Source organism: Pseudomonas sp. G2-4, from assembly GCF_030064125.1.
GTDB lineage: Bacteria > Pseudomonadota > Gammaproteobacteria > Pseudomonadales > Pseudomonadaceae > Aquipseudomonas.
In genome coordinates this window covers 1,827,684-1,844,359 of sequence record NZ_CP125957.1, presented here as the reverse complement: position 1 = coordinate 1,844,359, position 16,676 = coordinate 1,827,684, and the positions used below count along the sequence as shown (strand labels likewise).

Here is a 16,676-nt window from a genome sequence, read left to right as displayed (position 1 = left end):
TGCAAGCTGACCCAGCGTCATCGCGAGCAAGCTCGCTCCCACAGGAAGTAGTGAACTCAGGATTTTTTGAAGCAACTCGCAACCAGCTTGTCGAGCACCTTATCGGACTTGGCCTCGGCCTTTTCCATCGTTACCTGCCAAGTCGGCACGCAAGTTTGAAGATCGGTTTCCTCCTCGGCCCTGGCCAGCCATTGCCAGCAATCGTGCCAGTCGCCCAGTGCGCCTTGGGCAGATTTGAGCCGTGGCATGGCCGCTTTGGGCAGGCGGTCAAGTTCAGGGTAGGCTTCGATGGCATAGCGCACGCGCTTGATCAGCAGACGCAAGCGATGGCGGTCATGGGCAGGGTCGCGCAAGGCCTCACCGAGTTTTTTCCACTGTTTGTCCAGGCGCTTTTCGATGCGTTTGCGCAATCCTTTGAGCAGGCCCTGGCGCTGGGCGGCACGAACGAAACGTGGAAACGCGTCGAGGATCATCAGCAACTGCGCCAGCTCCGGGCTGGCCGCCACGGCGGGATATGCCGCTGCCATTTGCACCTGGCGCCGCTTCGCCGCTTCGATCTTGCCATGCTGCTCAAGATAAGCCGCCAGCACTTCCCGGTCGCGCAACGGTGTGGTCAGGGTGCCGACCGCCGAAGCGGCTGTTTCCAGCTGTTCGACGCCGGGCAATCCGCGCAACGGTCGAAGCAAACTGCGCAAACGGCGAACCGTGGTGCGCAGATCATGCAGCGCTTCGCTGTCGGTATGGGCATTCAGGCGGGCCTGGCAGGCCAGCAGGCGGACTTCCAGGCCCAGTATTTGGGCCACCAGCCGATCGATCATGGGGCGTACTCCGTACGCAGCTTTGAGCGGCAAGCTTCAAGCTGCAAGGGGAAGCAGCGTGTCCCCCCTCTTGCAGCTTGCAACTTGAAACTTGCGGCTGCTTTTTTTTATCGCCCTGCGCGGGACTCGCGGATGTAGAAACGCGCCTTCTCGGCTTTCTTGGAGCAGCCTTCGAACGCTTCGAATTGTTGCTGGGTCTTGGCACCGGTCAGCAGCGACAGGGCTTTGGAGTAGCTGACGGTGCCGGCAAAACCTTCGGCCTTGGCCAGGTCGAGTTCACGCCAGGCACTGTCGAGTTGGCTGCCACAGCTGTCGCGGTAAGCGGTTTTGCCTGCACAACCGGCCAGGGCCAACACCATCAGGGACGCCACCAGGGGCAGGCAGATCCGGGCTTTCATCGATTACACCTCAAGTCAGGTCAAACAGTCGTGGTGTTAAGACGGTGGCAAAGGCGAAAAGTGCCTTGGCTTGACCGCGGAAATTCAAGTGTGGGCGAGCATACGCAAATGCCGCCACGGCGTGTCAAAAAACGACGCATGCGCCACAACGATTGAGCCCAGACGTCGATCAGTGCATTGTTGAAGTCTGTTCGACAAGAGGCCGGGTCATGACAAAACGTGTCGCATTGGTATTGGGTTCGGGCGGCGCCCGGGGCTATGCCCATATCGGGGTGATCGAAGAAATCGAACGACGAGGCTACGACATTGCCTGCATCGCCGGTTGCTCCATGGGCGCGGTCGTGGGCGGGATCTATGCCGCGGGCAAGCTCAAGGACTACCGCAACTGGATCGAAAGCCTCGATTACCTGGATGTCCTGCGGCTGGTAGACGTCAGCTTTCGCCTGGGCGCGATTCGCGGTGAAAAAGTCTTCGGGCAGATCCACAAGATCGTCGGCGACATCAATATCGAGGACTTGCGCATCCCCTATACCGCTGTGGCCACCGACCTGACCAATCAGCAGGAGATCTGGTTCCAGGAAGGTTGCCTGCACCAGGCGATGCGTGCCTCGGCGGCGATTCCCAGCCTGTTCACGCCGGTGATGCAAGGCAACCGCATGCTGGTGGACGGCGGCCTGCTCAACCCGCTACCCATCGTGCCGGTGGTGTCGAGTCACTGCGATCTGATCATCGCAGTCAACCTCAACGCCACCAATCAGAAGCAGTACAAACTGCCGGTGATCCAGCGCCCTGCCGCATTCAGGCGCCGCTTCGACACCCTGGTCAATTCACTGGGTTCGCGCCTGCCGTTTCGCCGCAAGCAGGCCGAGCAATTGCTGCTGCTGGAGCAGGAAGCGTTGAAGGCCGAGGCCGGCGAAATCAATCCATGGCTCGAATCGGCCGAGCCCGAAGGCCAGCAACCGGCCGCCGCGCCAGAAACCGAAGGCGCACCGAAATCCGCCACCGGCTCGTTCATCATCGACAACGTCGGCCCGGCCTCGTTGCTGGACTTGATCAACCAGAGCTTCGAGGTGATGCAGACGTCCCTAGCCCAATACAAAATCGCCGGTTATCCACCGGATGTACTGATCAATGTGCCGAAACGGGTGTGTCGGTTTTTCGAGTTCTACAAGGCGCCGGAGTTGATCGCGTTGGGGCGGGAGATTGCCCGGGATACGTTGGATCGGTATGAGAATGAGCAGAACTGAATGTGACCGCTCTGTGGCGAGGGAGCTTGCTCCCGCTGGGGTGCGAAGCGCCCCCAAAACCTGAACACTCGGTGTGTCAGGCAAAAATCATGTCTGTAGCTTTTTTGGGGCTGCTTCGCAGCCCAGCGGGAGCAAGCTCCCTCGCCACAATAGTGTCTGGCTTGAAACCTTGTAGTCAGGCACTGCCCTCCCCCAACAACCGATACCCCACCCCAGCCTCGGTCGCAATGAATCGCGGCCCGGTCGGGTCGTCGGCCAGTTTCTGGCGCAGATGGCCGACCACGATCCGCAGGTAATGCGTGTCCTCGGTGTGGGTCGGGCCCCAGATGTCCTTGAGCAGTTGCTGTTGGGTGATGACCCGCCCCGGGTGCCGCGCCAGTTGCGCCAGCACGGCGTACTCCTTACGGGTCAAGGCCACTTCGACGCCGTCCAGCAGCACTCGACGGTAGGCCAGGTCCACCGTCAAGGGGCCAAAGCTCAGCGCCGCGCCCTGCGCTTCGCCTGCCGGAGCCTGGCGCAACAGCGCGCGGATGCGGGCGAGGAACTCCTGGATGCCGAACGGCTTGGTCACGTAATCGTTGGCGCCGTTGTCCAGCGCCTCGACTTTCTGTGCTTCGCTGGCCCGCACCGAAAGCACCAGCACCGGCACTGCCGACCATTGGCGAAACTCGCGCAGCACCTGCTGGCCGTCCATGTCCGGCAGGCCCAGGTCGAGCACCAGCAGGTCGGGCTTGTTCAACGCCGCGAGGGCCAGGCCTTCGGTTCCGGTACCGGCTTCCAGCACCTTGTAGCCTTGGGAAGTCAGGCTGATGCGCAGGAATTTGCGGATCTGCGGTTCGTCATCGATGACCAAAAGGGTCGCGGTCTGGCTCATGGGGTCCATTCAATGCAATCAATTGACAAGAGAGTAACGCAGCGCCGCTCAAGCTTCATCGTCCATGCCCGGTTGCGTCTGCAGCGGCAGGTGCAAAGTGATACAGGTGCCGCGTCCGTCGAGACCGTCGTCGACGCTGATGCGCCCACCATGGGCGCCCACCATGCCCTGGCAGATCGCCAACCCCAACCCGGTGCCCTGCCCGCCGCGGTCACCGCGCGCGGCGGTGTAGAACATGTCGAAGATTTTCTCCCGCTCTTGCTGAGGAATTCCGGGCCCTTCATCGGCGACGGCGAAAAACACTTCGCTGCCGGTCGTACCCGCGCTCAACAGCAGCCGTCCGTGGACCGGTGAAAAGCGCGCGGCGTTCTCCAGCACGTTGACCAGGGCTTGCTCGATCAGCGCCGCGTGGACATACAGCAAGGGCAACTCAGCAGGCACCTCGACGCCGACCGCCAGGGGCGCCAGCACTGCCCGCAGACGGTTCAGCGCGCTGCCGACGATGTCGGCCGGCGACACCCAGTCTCGCGCCAGCTTCAGGGCGCCATGACCGAGGCGGGTCATGTCCAGCAGGTTCTGAATGTAGCGATCCAACCGTTCGGCTTCATCGCGGGTGCCTTCGAGCAGTTCACGCCGATCTGCCAGCGGGATCGCCTCCCCCAGCGCCAGCAGACTGTCGATGCTGCCGCGCATGGACGTCAGCGGCGTGCGCAAATCGTGGGACACCGAGGCCAGCAAGGCGCTGCGCAGTTGCTCGGTTTCGCCGTGCAGGCGCGCCGCTTCCAGATCCTGGGCCAGTTGCGCCCGGGCCAGCGCCTGGGCCAGTGGCTGGCTGAGGGCGGCCAGCAAACGCCGACGCTGGCCACTCAGCGACTTGCCTTCCTTCGGGCACACGCCCAACAACGCCAGCGGCCCGCCCTCCGCCGACAGCGGCCACCACCACCAACGCCCGGACGGCAACGTCCCGGTGCCCGCGCCAGCCGGTTGAACGTGCTGCCAAGCCCAGTCGGCCGCCACGCGCTCGGCCTCGGTGAAGGTCAACGGCTCACCGGTCTCGACCTTCCAATCACCTTGGCCGTCGCGATTGAGCAGGCACAGCTGCAAGTCATGCAAACCGTTGAGGTGCTGCACGGCGGCGCTGACCACTGCCTGACGGTCAGTGGCGGCGGTGAGTTTGCGCGACAAGTCGAGCAACTCACCGGTTTCCTGCTGGGTGTCGCGCAAGGCTTGCAGCTGTCGGCGCTGACGGGCCGCCAGGTTGCCGGTCAGGGCCGCCATCAGCAGGAAAAACACCAGCGTCAGCACATCTTCTTCGCGCTGGATGGTGAGGGAGAAATTCGGCGGGATGAACAGAAAATCATAGGCCAGGAATGACATGGCCGCGCAGGCCAGCGCCGGACCGAGGCTGCTGCGAACCGCCACCAGCAACACCGCCATCAGGAACACCAGGGAAATATTGGGCAGCGCCAACAGCCCCGAAATCCCCCAGGCCAAGGCACTGGCCGCGCCGGTTGCCAGCAACGCCAGCACGTAGTCGAAACCGGTCTGGACGGTGCTCGAGCGCACATGGGCGGGCCGGGGCTGTTCGTCGCTGTCCAGCACGTTGATTTCCAGGCCGCGGGCATCGCGCAGCAAGCGTGAAGCCAAGCCACCGCCGAACAGCCGCCGACGCAAACGCGGCCGGGACTGGCCCACCAACACCAGCGTGGCGCGTCGTTCGGCGGCGTGTTGGATCAAGGTTTTCGCGACTTCACCGGCCCGCAACAGCACCACTTCCCCGCCGAGGCGTTCAGCCAGGAGCTGGGCATTCTGCAGGCGCTGGCGCGATGACTCGTCCCGGGCACTGCCATTGTCCACATGCACCAGGCTCCACGGCAGATGTCGACGCTGGGCGACGCGGCTGGCGTGGCGCACCAGACGTTCAGCCTGGTCGTCGCCGTCCACCCCTACCAACAATCGCCCCCGCACCGCCGGAGCCGCCTGGCCCAGTTGTCGATAACCCTGGGCCAAATCATTGTCGACTTGGGCGGCGGCGGTTTGCATGGCCAGTTCACGCAGCGCGGTCAGGTTGGTCTGGGTGAAAAACGCATCGATCGCCGCCCGGGCCTGTTCCGGCACGTAGACCTTGCCATCGCGCAGGCGCTCCAGCAGCTCCCGTGGTGGCAGGTCGACCAGCAGCAGTTCGTCGGCTTCCTGCAGGACCCAGTCCGGCAACGTCTCGCGGACCTGCACGCCAGTGATACCGCGCACCTGGTCGTTGAGGCTTTCCAGATGCTGGACGTTGACGGTGGTGTAGACATCGATGCCGGCGGCGAGCAGTTCCTGGATGTCCTGCCAGCGTTTGGCGTGGCGACTGCCGGGGGCGTTGCTGTGCGCCAGCTCGTCCACCAGCACCAGGCTCGGCCGCGCCGCGAGCAGGCCGTCGAGGTCCATTTCTTCGAGCATCACACCGCGATATTCCGAACGCACCAACGGCTGCTGCGCCAGGCCACCGAGCAACGCTTCGGTTTCGGCGCGACCATGGGTTTCCACCACCCCGGCGGTAACCTTCACGCCTTGGCGCAGTTGGGTGTGGGCCGCTTGCAACATGGCGTAGGTCTTGCCAACACCGGGCGCCGCGCCCAGGAAGACCTTGAGCCGACCGCGATCGTTGCGGGGCAGATTGGCTAACAGCGCGTCGGCGCGGCCGGAATCGCTCATGCTGGGGGTTCTCATATTTCAAATGTATTAAGTCCCCCTGTGGGAGCGAGCCTGCTCGCGATAGCGGTGCTTCAGTCAGCAATGATGTTGGCTGACACACCCTCATCGCGAGCAAGCTCGCTCCCACAGGTTTTACAGTTTTTCCAGCGCCAGGTTCAACGCCAACACATTCACCACCGGCGGCCCCACCAGAGGCTGCTCGATGTGGGTGTCGAGCAACTGCTGCAACGTCGAGACCGGCAGGTTGCGCGCCGTGGCGACACGCGCCAGTTGATAGGCAATCGCGGCCGGAGGCAAGTGCGGATCCAGCCCACTGCCGGAGGCGGTCAGCAATGCCAGCGGCACCGGTCCCTGGCCGGGCACTTGCAGTGTGTGGGCGTCTTCGATCACCCGAGTGGCCAGGGCCGGGTTGCTCGGGGAAAAGTTGCTGGCACCGCTGGCGACCGTGGCGAATGCACCGGCCGAGGGCCGTGGATGGAACCAGGCATCGCCAGTGAAATCCTGGGCGATCAGCGTCGAGCCCCGGACTTTACCGGCGGCATCGACGATCAGGCTGCCGTTGGCCTGGGTGGGAAAAGCGACTTGCGCTATTCCCGTGACCAGCAGTGGGTAAGCGACGCCGGTGAGCAGGCTCATCAGAAGCAACAGGCTCAGGGCCGGGCGGATCAGAGTGAACATCCAGATATCCTCGAATGGCAATAATTCATTGTGGCGAGGGAGCTTGCTCCCGCTGGGCTGCGAAGCAGCCCCAAAACGGCGACCGCGGTGAGCCAGGTAGCTTGCGTTCAGCGTCTTTGGGGTTGCTTCGCAACCCAGCGGGAGCAAGCTCCCTCGCCACAACAACAACAACAACAACAACAACAACAACAACAACAACAACCTCTCCTGGCACAAAAAATCTGTGCGCCAGACATCGGGCTCAAACCAGCCCCAACCCCGTCAGCAACATATCAATCGCCTTGATCCCCACGAACGGCACCACGATCCCGCCCAGGCCATAGATCAACAGGTTGCGGCGCAACAGCGCCGCCGCGCTCGCCGCCTGCACCCGCACGCCGCGCAGGGCCAGGGGGATCAGCACGACGATGATCAACGCGTTGAACACGATGGCCGAGAGGATCGCGCTCTGCGGGCTGCTCAGGTGCATGACGTTCAACACGCCGAGCTGCGGATAAATCGAAGCGAACAGCGCCGGCAGGATCGCGAAATACTTGGCGATGTCATTGGCGATGGAAAACGTCGTCAGCGCCCCGCGGGTCACCAGCAATTCCTTGCCGATCTGCACCACGTCCAGCAACTTGGTCGGGTCGCTGTCGAGGTCGACCATGTTGGCCGCCTCCCGCGCCGCTTGGGTGCCATCGTTCATCGCCATGCCGACGTCGGCCTGGGCCAGGGCCGGGGCGTCGTTGGCGCCGTCGCCGCACATCGCCACCAATCGACCGTCATTCTGCTCATGACGAATGCGCGCGAGTTTTTTCTCTGGCGTGGCCTCGGCCAGCACGTCGTCGACACCCGCCTCGGCCGCAATCGCGGCGGCGGTCAGCGGATTGTCGCCGGTGACCATCACGGTGCGGATGCCCAGCTTGCGCAGCTCGGCGAAACGCTCACGGATGCCGGGCTTGACCACGTCCTTCAGATGAATGGCCCCCAACAGCTTGCCATCGGCACACACCAGCAAAGGCGTGCCGCCGCTTTGGGCAATCTTGTCGATCTCCCGGGCCAGCGCCGGCGGCAACTCGGTTTTTGCCAGACCGATAAAACTCAGCAGCGAATCCACAGCACCCTTGCGGTAAACGTGTCCCTGATAATCAACGCCGGACAACCGGGTTTCCGCGCTGAACGGCACGGCGGTCAGCGATTCGAGGCCCGGTTCGGGCTGCGGATGCAAACCGCGCAGGTACTCGACGATGGACTTGCCCTCCGCCGTGTCATCGGCCAACGAAGCGAACAGCGCGCCTTCGGCCAACGCCTTGGTGCTCACGCCAGGGGCAGAGTAGACCGCTGCACAGCGACGATTACCAAAGGTGATGGTGCCGGTCTTGTCCAGCATCAGCACATGCACGTCTCCCGCCGCTTCCACCGCGCGGCCGGACTTGGCGATCACATTCAGGCGCACCAGCCGATCCATCCCGGCGATGCCGATGGCCGACAGCAGCCCGCCGATGGTGGTGGGAATCAACGTCACCAACAGCGCCACCAGGAACACCAGCGGCAAGCTGCCGTTGGCGAAATGGGCGAACGGTTGCAGCGTCACCACCACCAGCAGGAAGATCAGCGTCAGGCCGATCAGCAGGATATCCAACGCCACTTCGTTCGGCGTTTTCTGGCGCTTGGCGCCTTCGACCAGGGCGATCATGCGGTCCAGGGTCGACTCGCCGGGGTTACTGGTGATGCGCACCAGTAGCCAGTCGGAAACCAGCCGTGTATTGCCGGTGACGGCCGAGCGATCCCCACCGGATTCGCGAATGACCGGCGCCGATTCGCCAGTGATCGCTGCCTCGTTGACGGCGGCAATGCCTTCGATCACTTCGCCGTCGCCAGGGATCATGTCCCCCGCCTCGACGCGCACCACATCGCCCTTGCGCAAACGGGTGGCGGGTATCACTTCAAAACCATTGGCGGTCTGGCGCCGTGCGTTCAGGCCTTCGCTGCCGGCCTTGAGGCTGTCGGCCCGGGCCTTGCCGCGACCTTCGGCCAACGCCTCGGCGAAGTTGGCGAACAGTACGGTGAACCACAGCCACAGGGCGATTTGTGCGGCGACGAAAGTCGGCACGGCGTTATCGGGAATGAAGCACAGCACGGTGGTGAGGATTGCGGTCAGCTCCACCACCAACATCACCGGCGCGCGATGCAACTGGCGCGGATCGAGCTTGACGAAGGCTTGTACCAGCGCTGGCCGCCACAGGGCGGAGATGGCGGTTTTCGGTTGTTCCGGCGCCTTGGCGACGGCGGTTTTGCTCATCGGCATATTCATCTTCATATCCCTCAGAAGCCCAGGCTCAAGTGTTCGGCAATCGGCCCCAGGGCCAGGGTCGGCAGGAAGGTCAAGCCGCCCACCAACAGGATGGTCACAGTCAACAAGGTCACGAACAGCGGGCCGTGAGTGGGGAAGCTGTTCTGGCCAATAGGCGCGGTTTTCTTCAGCGCCAGGCTGCCGGCCAACGCCAGCACCGGCAGGATGTAGCCGAAACGACCGATCAACATGCCCAGGCCCAGCATCAGGTTGTGGAACGGCGTGTTGGCACCGAAACCGGCGAACGCCGAACCGTTGTTCGCCCCCGCCGAGGTGTAGGCGTAGAGCAACTGGCTGAAACCATGGGCACCGGGGTTAGTCACGGCAGCTGCCGGCCCGGGCAGGCTCGCCGCAATGGCGCCCAGCACCAGCACGCTCACTGGCATCACCAACAGGGTCACCACCAGCAGTTGCACCTCCCTGGCGCCGAGCTTCTTGCCCAGATATTCCGGGGTGCGACCAATCATCAGCCCGGCCAGGAACACCGCGATCAGCACGTTCAACAACATCCCGTAGAGCCCGGCCCCGACGCCACCGAAGATCACTTCGCCGACCATCATGTTCACCAGCGAAACCATGCCGCTGAGCGGATTGAGGCTGTCGTGCATGCCATTGACCGAGCCGTTGGAGGCTGCCGTGGTGGTCACCGACCACAGCACCGTGGCGGTGGTGCCAAAGCGCGACTCCTTGCCTTCCAGCGGCGCAGTCTGTTCCACGGCTACGTTGTTCAGGGCCGGGTTGGGCTGGTACTCGGCCCACAGCGATGTCGCTCCACCGATCAGAAACAGCACGAGCATGCAGGCAATGATCGCCCGGCTCTGGCGCAGGTCCTTGACGTAATGGCCGAAGGTGAACACCAGCGCGGCAGGAATCAGGATGATCGAAGCGAGTTCAAACAGATTGCTCCAGGCCGTTGGATTCTCGAACGGGTGCGCCGAGTTGACGCCGAAGAAACCGCCGCCGTTGGTGCCCAGTTGCTTGATGGCGATCTGGCTGGCGGCCGGGCCCAGGGGGATCACCTGGTCGGCGCCCTGCATCGTCAGACCGTGCACATAGTGCGCGAAGGTCTGCGGCACGCCCTGCCACACCAGGAACAACGCCAGCAACAGGCACAGCGGCAACAGGCCATAGAGGGTGGCGCGGGTCATGTCGACCCAGAAATTACCCAGCGTCGCAGCGGACTTACGCCCGATCCCGCGACACAGCGCCACCAGCACGGCCAGGCCGGTGGCGGCGCTGACGAAGTTCTGCACCGTCAGGCCGACCATCTGGCTCAGGTAGCTCAGGGACGCTTCACCGCTGTAGGACTGCCAGTTGGTATTGGTCGTGAAACTCACGGCCGTGTTGAAGGCCTGGGTCCACTCCATGCCGGGCACTTGCTCGGTATTGAGGGGCAGATGCCCCTGCAGCAGAAGGATCGCGAACAGCAACAAAAAACCCGCCAGGTTGAACGCGAGCAAGGCCAGGGTGTACTTCTGCCAGCTCTGCTCCACAGCGGGATCGACACCGGCCAGGCGATAACAACCGCGCTCCAGCGGGCCGAGGACGGGTGAAAGCCAAGTGCGCTGGCCTTCCATCACCCGGTAGTAAAAACGCCCCAGAAACGGTGCCGGAATCAGCACCAGGGCGAAAAAGGCGAGGATCAGCCCGTAGTCATAACCGTGCATAGCCGCTCCTAGTTCCGATCCGCGCGCAACAGCGCAACCAGTAGATAAATGAACAGCGCCACTGCCAGCAGCAGCGACACCCCGTCCAGAAGGCTCATGGGATTTCTCCGTGGTACGGCGTCGTGCCGTGTGTGGAGTGATTGTCGGCAGGGAGGGTGTAAAGGAACGAGATCGAGAGGGGGCTTGGGGGATAAAGAATGTGTAAAAAATGGTTTTTTCGGCTAACCGAGATGGCCTCATCGCGAGCAAGCTCGCTCCCACATTTGACCTGTTGTGAATAGAAAATCTGTGGCCACTGGAGAGCCCCTGTGGGAGCGAGCTTGCTCGCGATGAGGCCAGCCCAGCCACTGATGCCCTGAACTGGAGCACGAAACCGAGCGATCCGGCAGCGAACATCTCCGATACGACACGATTTCACCCATTACGACCGCCCTCGCCGCCCTGGCACGCCCACTGCACTGCCCCCTTCCAGCGCTTTTGCTATGGATCAAAGGGGAGCCACCGATGAACACACAACTCAAACCCACCCTGGGCACCCTGCATTTATGGGGCATTGCCGTCGGGCTGGTGATTTCCGGCGAGTACTTTGGCTGGAGCTATGGCTGGGGGGTGGCCGGGACACTGGGCTTCCTGGTGACGTCGTTCATGGTCGCGGCCATGTACACCTGCTTCATCTTCAGCTTCACCGAGCTGACCACCGCCATTCCCCATGCCGGCGGGCCGTTTGCCTATAGCCGTCGGGCCTTTGGCGAGAAAGGCGGCCTGATCGCCGGCCTGGCGACACTGATCGAATTCGTCTTCGCGCCACCGGCCATCGCCCTGGCCATCGGTGCCTACCTGAACGTGCAGTTCCCGGCCCTCGACCCGAAACACGCGGCGGTCGGCGCCTACATCGTGTTCATGGGCCTGAACATTCTCGGGGTCAAGCTGGCGGCGACGTTCGAACTGATCGTCTGCGTCCTGGCGGTGGCCGAGTTGCTGGTCTTCATGGGCGTCGTCGCCCCGGCGTTCAGCTTCAGCAATTTCGCCCTGAACGGCTGGGCCGGCTCGGATGTGTTCGGCGCACCGGCCATTGCCGGGATGTTCGCCGCGATTCCCTTCGCCATCTGGTTCTTCCTGGCGATTGAAGGCGCCGCCATGGCCGCCGAAGAAGCCAAGGACCCAAAACGCACGATTCCCAAGGCCTACATCAGCGGCATCCTGACCCTGGTGTTCCTGGCGATGGGTGTGATGTTCTTTGCCGGCGGCGTCGGCGATTGGCGCACTTTGTCGAACATCAACGATCCCCTGCCCCAGGCCATGAAAACCGTGGTCGGCGAAAGCTCCGGCTGGCTGCACATGCTGGTGTGGATCGGCCTGTTCGGCCTGGTGGCGAGTTTCCACGGCATCATCCTCGGCTACTCGCGGCAGTTCTTCGCCCTGGCCCGCGCCGGCTACCTGCCCGCCTCCCTCGCCAAACTGTCACGCTTCCAGACGCCGCACCGAGCCATCATCGCCGGCGGGCTGATCGGCATCGCAGCGATCTACAGCGATGGCCTGATCAACCTCGGCGGCATGACCCTGACCGCCGCGATGATCACCATGGCCGTATTCGGCGCCATCGTCATGTACATCATGAGCATGCTCAGCCTGTTCAAGTTGCGTAAAACCGAACCCAACCTGGAACGCACCTTCCGCGCGCCGGGCTATCCGATCGTACCGGGGATCGCCTTGGTGCTGGCAGTCGTGTGCCTGGTAGCGATGGCCTGGTTCAACACGCTGATCGGCCTGATCTTCCTCGGCTTCATGGCGGTGGGCTTCTTGTATTTCACGCTCACCGCACAACTGCGCGCCGATGCCCCGGCCGATGCAATGCTGACCGGCCTTTGAGGTGAACCCGGCAGAACGGGCGTAGTATTGAACCACTGCGAACAACCTTCGCTCATAAGTGGTAGGTGCGATGGATCGGCGAAATCTTCCCGCGTCCATCGCCCCCTCAAGGAGAACCCTATGCCCTGGTATGCCTGGTTGATTCTGATTGTTGCAATCGGCTCGATCGTCGGTGGCCTGATGATGCTGCGCGACACCGCCAACAAGGTCGAACTGACGGATGAACAGCGCAAACGCGTGGCTGAGCGCAATGCGGAGATGGATGCGAAGGAGGCCAAGGATCGTTGATCCACAGCCTGGCACACCGCTCTACAGCCAGGCACACCGCTCTTGTGGCGAGGGAGCTTGCTCCCGCTGGGGCGCGAAGCGCCCCCCCTCAAACCTGCCAGCGCGGTGTACCAGGCTGATTCAGTCGTGACTTTGGGGACTGCTGCGCAGCCCAGCGGGAGCAAGCTCCCTCGCCACAAAAGCCCCATGCACTGCAGTGTTACTTCTCCCAATCCGCCTTGGCAATCTGCAACCCATGCAACCCGTTGTACGCCGCCCGCTCAGGCTGGCTCCAGCCCGCCAGCAATGAATCCTCCAACCGATAGATCTCCACCCCCAACGGACGGCAAACGCTAAGGGGATCCTGCGCATCCGGCCCCCACATCGCCAGCGACAAGTCACCGCCAGGGCAAGTCGACAAAGCACACAGCAGATCAATCTCGGCAAAAAACTCCAGGTAATCGCCCTTCTGCGCCGGACAGGCCTTCATGAAATACATGTCGTCATGATTGAGCCCAGTGCATTGGAAAATATTCAGCACGTCATGCACATCGAACTCCGTCAAGCCATGGGGCAACACCGCACGGGTCAGGTTCGAATGGCAGTGATGGTGAAAGTCCTCCCCCGTCAGCATCTTGTTCACGTACGGGTCACAACGGGTCCCCAGCAAATCGTGCAGCCGCCCACCATGCTCGTCGATGCCGTAACCGGCCAGGCTGTCATCGGTGATGGTCACCAGGGGCCGCAGGAATGGGAGGTTCGACCACAACCGATCATGGGTGCTGACATGGGCGCCCTGCAGCTGACGTGTGCGCGCCGCCCAAAGCCGCTCCCGTGGATCGTGGGCGTTCCAGACATTGAGATCCCCCACTTGCGGGCCTACCGGCGTCGTGACGCGGAATACATGACCGGCCGGCACATGCCAGGCCCGCCCGGTGCGGGTCGGCACTTCGAACTGCTCGATCAGCGTGCGCTTGTCCTGCTCGGCGCGGATGCGGTCGTAGAAGGGTTTATCCACCTGCAGGGCTGAGCCTTTGCTGACCTGATAGGCGGCTGGATAGTCTTTGTACATGGCACACATCCTCGATCAGTGATGGATAGCGGGGGTCAAGAACTGCAAAAGCAATTGCTCGGAATCGTCGAGATAAAGACTCATCGCTTCATAGGCTGCGCCCTTGTCGCCTTCGGCTAGCCAGTCATGGATCTCGCGATCACGAACCAGCCACGGGGCCTGGAAGCGCGGCTCGTCGGGCGCGGCACAGAACACCAGGCGCAACTGCGCAACCACGTTGGTGAAAAACCCATCGAGCAAAGGACTGCGCATCAACCCGACGATATGTTGATGGAACGCCAGGCCATGGGTACCTACTGCACGCCAGTCTTCACGCTCCCGAGCCAGCTCGGCCGCCTCGAGGGCTTCGAGCATACGGTCGGATTGGTACTCGCGCAGTGGCGCACTGCACATGATGGCTTGAAGCTCCAGAGTGCGACGGACCTTGAACACGTCCCGCAGATCTTCGGCGTCCAGCCTGCGGACCATTACTCCCTTGTTACGCACATAACGGGTCAACCCTTCCTGGCCCAGGCGGTGTAACGCCTCGCGGATGGTGTTGCGTGAAGCGTTGTAGGCTGAGACCAGATTGCTCTCTACCAGGGCCATGCCTGGGATCAGGCGACCGGCGATGATGTCGGCGCGTAGCTCTAGGGTGATTTGGTCGGCGAGGGACAGCTCGTTGGTCATGATGGAAGGCCCTAGATTGTTCAACAATCGAATGGCAATGAGTAATCACATTTTGTGCCATGAGTGATCGACCACCAGCTTTCATTAGGCATAACGCAAAAAGGCCAGTCATCTCGACCGGCCTTTTCGCTATCTCACCTCAGTTCACTTCCAACTTGTCGCGATTCCTGTCCAGAAGCGCTTTACCAATTCCCTTGACCTCCAGCAACTCCTCCACCGACGAGAAGGCTCCATTACTCTCCCGATACGCAACAATCGCCTCGGCCTTGGTCTTGCCTATTCCCGTCAACTCGCGTTGCAGAGTCGCGGCATCCGCCCCGTTAAGATCCACCTTGGCGCTTTGCGACTTCGCCGACACGTCCAATACCTGCGGAGCAGCCGTCGTCTCGGACTTGACCGCGGGTGCAGCGATAACTGCTATAGAGGCACTGGTCAGAAGGGCAAAAACCAGAGAGTAGAAATAGCCTGTACGCATAAGTGACGCTCCATGACATCGTTAAGAAAGAAGCAGCTTTTCCGAAGCTGCTTCTCAAACTTAGGCGATGATGGGGTACTGTCAAAAGTGTGTACGTTACAGCTTGTGTAACAATCAGGGGTCGAGACGGCGCTGCTGGTAGATCCAGTCGACAATCTCGCCGTCCGGGGCGTAGCCGCTCACCGTATCCCTGAGCAACTGACGAACCCTTCCGTAGTCATCATGCTCGATGGCAGCCGTCTTCGTTGGCAATCATGATCATAGAATGAGAGGCTGCAACGACGTTGTCGCCAACTAACAACTCTTTGTAACGCTTCTCACCTAGATGCAGCCACCATAAACTTGATTGAAATATCGCCTTGGGCGACTCTTATCCGAGCGAACACTATCCACCACTAAATTAACCTTCAGTAGCCTCGTTCATTACATGCTTCAAAACGTTGCAGGTTTTGGCGACTTGGGCCTCAGTTATCGTGGGATGCACCATAAACATCAGACTGGTCTCCCCTAATTCTTTCGCTGCAGCTAGCCGTTTTTCAGGTCGCCACCTAGTGTTATCAAAGGCCTTCTCAAGATATACCTCAGAGCATGAACCGGAAAAACATGGTACACCCTGGGCGGCGATCTCCGTTAATATCCGATCACGACTCCAGTTTACTTTTAACTTATCTGGCCGCACGAACACATAACATTTGTATGCTGCGTGAACAATTTCTTCGGGAACTATTGGGGCTCGTAAAGCAGCGCATGTTCGTGCACATGCCCAGATCTGGCGAGCATTATTCAGGCGACTTGTATGCCAATCTCTCATGCGCCGTAGCTGAATGCGACCTATAACAGCCTGTAGTTCTAGCATACGCCAGTTAGTGCCAAAACTTCCGTGGAGCCAACGAAAGCCTGGCGGGTGCTCTTGTTCGTAAACTGCTTCCCAACTTTTGCCATGATCTTTAAATGACCACATACTAGACCACAGTTTACTATCATTAGTCGTGACCATTCCGCCCTCACCACCTGTGGTCATTATTTTGTCTTGGCAAAAAGACCATGCCCCAATATCTCCGATCGAACCAACCGGCCTCCCTTTATAGACTGCCCCATGAGCTTGAGCACAATCCTCGATAACTTTAATACCAAATTCTTTCGCCAAAGATATTATTGGATCCATATCACAAGGCCACCCCGCCAAATGGACGCAAATAAAGGCACGAGTTCTAGATGTCAACACCGCACGAATTGAATCTGCAGTAAAGTTTTGTGTATCGCGGTCTACATCCGCAAATACAGGGACCGCGCCACAATTAACGATACTGGATACAGATGCTAAAAAAGTCCGGGGCGTGACAACCACTTCATCTCCCGTGCCAATTCCCAGCGCCTTTAGCGCTAAATCTAACGCTAAGGTGCCATTTGTAACGGCTACAGCATGCTTTACCTCAATCCACGCTGCAAATTCCTTCTCGAACTCGCGACACTCTTGCCCTGTCCAATAATTAACCTTATTAGATAATATAACCGCCCGAACCGCGTCCGCTTCTTCTTCGGTGAAAGAAGGCCAAGGTGAAAATGGTGTATTCAGCACAATCTATACCTATATAAATTAATACTAC

At 61.1% G+C, this 16,676-nt stretch carries 15 protein-coding genes and 1 pseudogene; 3 read left to right on the top strand and 13 right to left on the bottom strand.

The window, feature by feature from the left end:
* Window positions 1–56: 56 nt before the first annotated feature.
* Both QNH97_RS08230 and QNH97_RS08225 read right to left on the bottom strand, forming a co-directional pair.
* Window positions 57–818, bottom strand: a complete 762-nt coding sequence (locus QNH97_RS08230) for a CHAD domain-containing protein (protein ID WP_283556387.1) — start codon at window positions 816–818, stop codon at window positions 57–59.
* A gap of 107 nt (window positions 819–925) precedes the next feature.
* Window positions 926–1,216, bottom strand: coding sequence for a hypothetical protein (locus QNH97_RS08225; protein ID WP_135844396.1), 291 nt, complete (start codon window positions 1,214–1,216; stop codon window positions 926–928).
* A gap of 209 nt (window positions 1,217–1,425) precedes the next feature.
* On the opposite strand from QNH97_RS08225, the gene QNH97_RS08220 reads away from it, so the two are divergent.
* Window positions 1,426–2,463, top strand: coding sequence for a patatin-like phospholipase family protein (locus QNH97_RS08220; RefSeq protein ID WP_283556386.1), 1,038 nt, complete (start codon window positions 1,426–1,428; stop codon window positions 2,461–2,463).
* A gap of 175 nt (window positions 2,464–2,638) precedes the next feature.
* Here QNH97_RS08220 and QNH97_RS08215 read toward each other — a convergent pair whose 3' ends face one another.
* The 6 genes from QNH97_RS08215 to kdpF all read right to left on the bottom strand — a co-directional run bounded on the left by QNH97_RS08215 (window position 2,639) and on the right by kdpF (window position 10,815).
* A complete protein-coding gene (locus tag QNH97_RS08215) occupies window positions 2,639–3,337 on the bottom strand; it encodes a response regulator (protein WP_283556385.1) in 699 nt (232 codons plus the stop codon).
* Window positions 3,338–3,385: 48 nt separating this feature from the next.
* Window positions 3,386–6,037, bottom strand: a complete 2,652-nt coding sequence (locus QNH97_RS08210; RefSeq protein ID WP_283556384.1) for a DUF4118 domain-containing protein — start codon at window positions 6,035–6,037, stop codon at window positions 3,386–3,388.
* Window positions 6,038–6,169: 132 nt separating this feature from the next.
* The gene (gene kdpC, locus QNH97_RS08205) at window positions 6,170–6,715 is read right to left on the bottom strand and encodes a potassium-transporting ATPase subunit KdpC (RefSeq protein WP_283556383.1); all 546 of its coding nucleotides are present in this window, start codon (window positions 6,713–6,715) and stop codon (window positions 6,170–6,172) included.
* Between the two features lie 241 nt (window positions 6,716–6,956).
* Window positions 6,957–9,017, bottom strand: a complete 2,061-nt coding sequence (gene kdpB / locus QNH97_RS08200; RefSeq protein ID WP_502944516.1) for a potassium-transporting ATPase subunit KdpB — start codon at window positions 9,015–9,017, stop codon at window positions 6,957–6,959.
* 5 nt (window positions 9,018–9,022) lie between these two features.
* Window positions 9,023–10,717: a potassium-transporting ATPase subunit KdpA gene (gene kdpA / locus QNH97_RS08195; protein ID WP_283556381.1), complete on the bottom strand. Its 1,695-nt coding sequence runs from the start codon at window positions 10,715–10,717 to the stop codon at window positions 9,023–9,025.
* Between the two features lie 8 nt (window positions 10,718–10,725).
* Window positions 10,726–10,815 carry a K(+)-transporting ATPase subunit F gene (kdpF, locus tag QNH97_RS08190; RefSeq protein ID WP_123414586.1) on the bottom strand — a complete coding sequence of 30 codons (90 nt, stop codon included), beginning with the start codon at window positions 10,813–10,815 and terminating at the stop codon, window positions 10,726–10,728.
* Between the two features lie 406 nt (window positions 10,816–11,221).
* Here kdpF and eat point away from each other — a divergent pair, with 406 nt between their 5' ends.
* Together eat and QNH97_RS08180 are read left to right on the top strand one after the other, a co-directional pair.
* Window positions 11,222–12,586 carry an ethanolamine permease gene (gene eat / locus QNH97_RS08185; RefSeq protein ID WP_283556380.1) on the top strand — a complete coding sequence of 455 codons (1,365 nt, stop codon included), beginning with the start codon at window positions 11,222–11,224 and terminating at the stop codon, window positions 12,584–12,586.
* 120 nt (window positions 12,587–12,706) lie between these two features.
* Entirely contained in the window at window positions 12,707–12,874 is a 168-nt protein-coding gene (locus tag QNH97_RS08180; protein ID WP_003183831.1) for a DUF2897 family protein, read from the top strand.
* 199 nt (window positions 12,875–13,073) lie between these two features.
* Here QNH97_RS08180 and QNH97_RS08175 read toward each other — a convergent pair whose 3' ends face one another.
* The 5 genes and pseudogenes from QNH97_RS08175 to QNH97_RS08155 form a co-directional block, all read right to left on the bottom strand.
* Window positions 13,074–13,925, bottom strand: coding sequence for an urea carboxylase-associated family protein (locus QNH97_RS08175; protein ID WP_283556379.1), 852 nt, complete (start codon window positions 13,923–13,925; stop codon window positions 13,074–13,076).
* A 15-nt stretch (window positions 13,926–13,940) separates the two neighbouring features.
* On the bottom strand, window positions 13,941–14,594 hold the full coding sequence (locus QNH97_RS08170; RefSeq protein ID WP_283556378.1) for a GntR family transcriptional regulator: 654 nt from the start codon (window positions 14,592–14,594) through the stop codon (window positions 13,941–13,943).
* A gap of 139 nt (window positions 14,595–14,733) precedes the next feature.
* On the bottom strand, window positions 14,734–15,069 hold the full coding sequence (locus QNH97_RS08165) for a ComEA family DNA-binding protein (protein WP_283556377.1): 336 nt from the start codon (window positions 15,067–15,069) through the stop codon (window positions 14,734–14,736).
* Between the two features lie 114 nt (window positions 15,070–15,183).
* Window positions 15,184–15,431 (bottom strand): annotated as a pseudogene (locus QNH97_RS08160) (polysaccharide biosynthesis protein); the annotation flags it as partial.
* Window positions 15,432–15,469: 38 nt separating this feature from the next.
* On the bottom strand, window positions 15,470–16,648 hold the full coding sequence (locus tag QNH97_RS08155; protein ID WP_283556376.1) for a DegT/DnrJ/EryC1/StrS family aminotransferase: 1,179 nt from the start codon (window positions 16,646–16,648) through the stop codon (window positions 15,470–15,472).
* Window positions 16,649–16,676: the final 28 nt, after the last annotated feature.

What these genes read in the sequence shown, in the direction of transcription:
- QNH97_RS08230 (WP_283556387.1), bottom strand. Translation starts at nt 818, where the DNA reads ATGATCGATCGGCTGGTGGCCCAAATACTGGGCCTGGAAGTCCGCCTG.
- QNH97_RS08225 (WP_135844396.1), bottom strand. Translation starts at nt 1,216, where the DNA reads ATGAAAGCCCGGATCTGCCTGCCCCTGGTGGCGTCCCTGATGGTGTTG.
- QNH97_RS08220 (WP_283556386.1), top strand. Translation starts at nt 1,426, where the DNA reads ATGACAAAACGTGTCGCATTGGTATTGGGTTCGGGCGGCGCCCGGGGC.
- QNH97_RS08215 (WP_283556385.1), bottom strand. Translation starts at nt 3,337, where the DNA reads ATGAGCCAGACCGCGACCCTTTTGGTCATCGATGACGAACCGCAGATC.
- QNH97_RS08210 (WP_283556384.1), bottom strand. Translation starts at nt 6,037, where the DNA reads ATGAGCGATTCCGGCCGCGCCGACGCGCTGTTAGCCAATCTGCCCCGC.
- kdpC (WP_283556383.1), bottom strand. Translation starts at nt 6,715, where the DNA reads ATGTTCACTCTGATCCGCCCGGCCCTGAGCCTGTTGCTTCTGATGAGC.
- kdpB (WP_502944516.1), bottom strand. Translation starts at nt 9,017, where the DNA reads ATGAAGATGAATATGCCGATGAGCAAAACCGCCGTCGCCAAGGCGCCG.
- kdpA (WP_283556381.1), bottom strand. Translation starts at nt 10,717, where the DNA reads ATGCACGGTTATGACTACGGGCTGATCCTCGCCTTTTTCGCCCTGGTG.
- kdpF (WP_123414586.1), bottom strand. Translation starts at nt 10,815, where the DNA reads ATGAGCCTTCTGGACGGGGTGTCGCTGCTGCTGGCAGTGGCGCTGTTC.
- eat (WP_283556380.1), top strand. Translation starts at nt 11,222, where the DNA reads ATGAACACACAACTCAAACCCACCCTGGGCACCCTGCATTTATGGGGC.
- QNH97_RS08180 (WP_003183831.1), top strand. Translation starts at nt 12,707, where the DNA reads ATGCCCTGGTATGCCTGGTTGATTCTGATTGTTGCAATCGGCTCGATC.
- QNH97_RS08175 (WP_283556379.1), bottom strand. Translation starts at nt 13,925, where the DNA reads ATGTACAAAGACTATCCAGCCGCCTATCAGGTCAGCAAAGGCTCAGCC.
- QNH97_RS08170 (WP_283556378.1), bottom strand. Translation starts at nt 14,594, where the DNA reads ATGACCAACGAGCTGTCCCTCGCCGACCAAATCACCCTAGAGCTACGC.
- QNH97_RS08165 (WP_283556377.1), bottom strand. Translation starts at nt 15,069, where the DNA reads ATGCGTACAGGCTATTTCTACTCTCTGGTTTTTGCCCTTCTGACCAGT.